The sequence below is a fragment of the Sphingomonas sp. TREG-RG-20F-R18-01 genome, from assembly GCF_022662475.1.
Lineage (GTDB): Bacteria > Pseudomonadota > Alphaproteobacteria > Sphingomonadales > Sphingomonadaceae > Sphingomonas.
Window position 1 is genome coordinate 1 of record NZ_JAKNQQ010000037.1, and the last position, 2,386, is coordinate 2,386.

The 2,386-nt window shown below is 69.5% G+C and carries 3 protein-coding genes; all 3 read left to right on the forward strand.

The annotated features are described in order from the left end of the window. Nucleotides 1-85 precede the first annotated feature (85 nt). The 3 genes from L8K25_RS22485 (at nt 86) to L8K25_RS22495 (ending at nt 2,361) form a co-directional block, all read left to right on the forward strand. Nucleotides 86-472, forward strand: a complete 387-nt coding sequence (locus tag L8K25_RS22485; RefSeq protein WP_242141252.1) for a transposase — start codon at nt 86-88, stop codon at nt 470-472. After that, nucleotides 469-816: an IS66 family insertion sequence element accessory protein TnpB gene (tnpB, locus tag L8K25_RS22490; protein WP_242141117.1), complete on the forward strand. Its 348-nt coding sequence runs from the start codon at nt 469-471 to the stop codon at nt 814-816. The genes L8K25_RS22485 and tnpB overlap by 4 nt, the downstream gene beginning before the upstream one ends. Before the next feature lie 111 nt (nt 817-927). Next, nucleotides 928-2,361 carry an IS66 family transposase gene (locus L8K25_RS22495; protein WP_242141253.1) on the forward strand — a complete coding sequence of 478 codons (1,434 nt, stop codon included), beginning with the start codon at nt 928-930 and terminating at the stop codon, nt 2,359-2,361. Nucleotides 2,362-2,386 lie beyond the last annotated feature (25 nt).

Below are 2,386 nucleotides of genomic sequence, written 5' to 3' on the forward strand. Positions count from 1 at the left end.
GTAAGCGTCCGGTCTGTCCCGCCTTGCGGGTGATGTGAGCTGCAGGCCACAGGTGCGGCACTGTGGCAAGCACTGGTGCGGCACTATGGCTACGTTGATTATCGATGGTTCGGGCGCGGGCGGGGCGGAGCCGCGTCGGCGGTTTAGCGATGACGACAAGGCGCGGATTGTCTCGGAGGCGATGATGCCCGGGGCGAGCGTTTCGGATGTCGCGCGGCGTTACCGGGTCTGTTCTTCGCTGGTGTATCGGTGGCGGCGCGTGCTGCTTCGCGACGGTGTTGCGGTCGAGTCTCCGCGGCTGCCGGCGCCAGCGTTCGTACCGGTGGAGGTGGCGAGCGCGAGTACCCATACCGAGCCGGAGCCCCTTGGGCCAGGCGTGGTCGAGGTAATCTGCTCTGGTGGGCAACGCGTCCGTCTTGCACCACCGATCGACGCGCGGGTGCTGAAGGCCGTGCTGGCCGGGTTCGGGTGATCGGCCCGCCGGCCGGCGTCCGGGTGTATCTGGCAGCTGGCGTCACGGATATGCGCAAGGGCTTCGACGGGCTGGCGGCGCTCGTTCAGCAGCGGCTTCGCCAAGATCCGTTCGGCGGAGCGGTGTACGCGTTCCGAGGCAAGCGCGGCGATCTGGTCAAGCTGCTGTGGTGGGACGGTCAGGGTCTGGTGCTCCACGCCAAGCGGTTGGAGCGGGGCCGGTTCACCTGGCCGGCGACCGCCGACGGCGTCGCCGTGCTCACCCCGGCACAGCTGTCGATGTTGCTCGAAGGGGTCGACTGGCGGCATCCGATCCGGTCGTCGCAGCCAACGCTGGCCTGGTAAAAAGCACGGTTTTGCGCCGTTCCTGCGTGCATGGGCGGCACTGTTCTGGTATAAACGATCGTGTTGCTCGACGCCGCCTCGCTGCCCGACGATGTGGGCCTTCTCAAGGCCATGCTCGTCGCTGCCGACGTGGAGCTGGAGCAGCTCCGCATGCAGGTGGCGCGGCTTCGGCGCATGGCGTTCGGTCGATCGTCCGAGCGCATGACCCGCGAGGCCGACCAGCTGGAGCTCGGGCTCGAAGAGGCCGAGGCGGAAGTCGCCGCCACGGTCGCACCGGCCGTCGCCCGTGCGCGCGATGCCGCCAAGCCCTATCGCCAGCCGCTCCCCGACCACCTGCCGCGCGCAGACGTAGTGCACGAGCCGCCGTGCACATGTCCCGACTGCGGCGGTGCCATGCGACGTATCGGCGAGGACGTGACCGAGCAGCTCGACTACGTCCCGGCCTCGTTCCGGGTCGTGCGCCACGTCCGCCCGCGGCTCAGCTGCCGGTCGTGCGAGCGCATCGTGCAGGCACCGCTGCCCTCCATGCCGATCGAGCGCGGCAGACCCGGTGCCGGACTGCTCGCCCACGTGCTCGTCTCCAAGTACGCCGATCATCTCCCGCTCTACCGCCAGTCGGGGATCTATGCCCGGCACGGCGTGGAGCTCGCGCGCTCGACGCTGGCCGACTGGGTCGGGCGTTCGGCCAGCCTGCTCGATCCGCTGGTCGACGCACTCGAGCGCCACGTCATGGGCGGGTCCACGCTCCACGCCGACGACACGCCAGTGCCCGTGCTTGCACCCGGCGCGGGGCGCACCAGGACCGGCAGGCTATGGACGTATGTGCGCGACGAGCGCGGGCATGGCAGCGGAGCACCGCCAGCCGTGCTGTTCCGTTATGCACCCGACCGCAAGGGCGAGCGTCCGGCCGCGCACCTCGCCCGGTTTCGGGGCGATCTTCACGCGGACGGCTATGCCGGCTTCGATCGGCTCTACGGCGAGCGCGTCGCCGAGGTCGCCTGCTGGGCGCACGTCCGGCGCAAGTTCTTCGATGTCCACGCCGCAACCAGCTCGGCGACCGCCCGCGAGGCGCTGGACCACATTGCCGCCCTCTATGCGGTCGAGCAGGACGTGCGGGGTCGACCGCCCGACGAGCGACGATGCGAGCGCCAAGCCAGAGCCGGACCGCTGCTGGCCGCGTTCCGCCAATGGCTCGACGCGACCGGCCCCAAGCTGGCGCGGCGTTCCGACCTCGCGGTCGCGATCCGCTATGCGCTCACCCGCTGGTCAGCACTGTCCCGCTACGTCGAGGATGGTCGGCTCGAGATCGACAACAACGCGGCTGAACGCTCGCTGCGCGGCATCGCCGTCGGTCGTAAGAACTGGTTGTTCGCGGGCTCGGACCAGGGCGGCCATCGCGCCGCCACCATCTACAGCTTGATTGAGACCGCCAAGCTCAACGGCGTCGATCCCGAGGCGTGGCTGACCCACACCATCGCCTGCATCGCAGACCATCCCGCCCGGCAGATCGACGATCTGCTCCCGTGGAACCACTGTCCAGCCTAGGCCGACACCCTCATCGGACGCTTAC

Coding starts and splice junctions, on each gene's coding strand:
- L8K25_RS22485 (WP_242141252.1), top strand. CDS start 86: ATGGCTACGTTGATTATCGATGGTTCGGGCGCGGGCGGGGCGGAGCCG.
- L8K25_RS22495 (WP_242141253.1), top strand. CDS start 928: ATGCTCGTCGCTGCCGACGTGGAGCTGGAGCAGCTCCGCATGCAGGTG.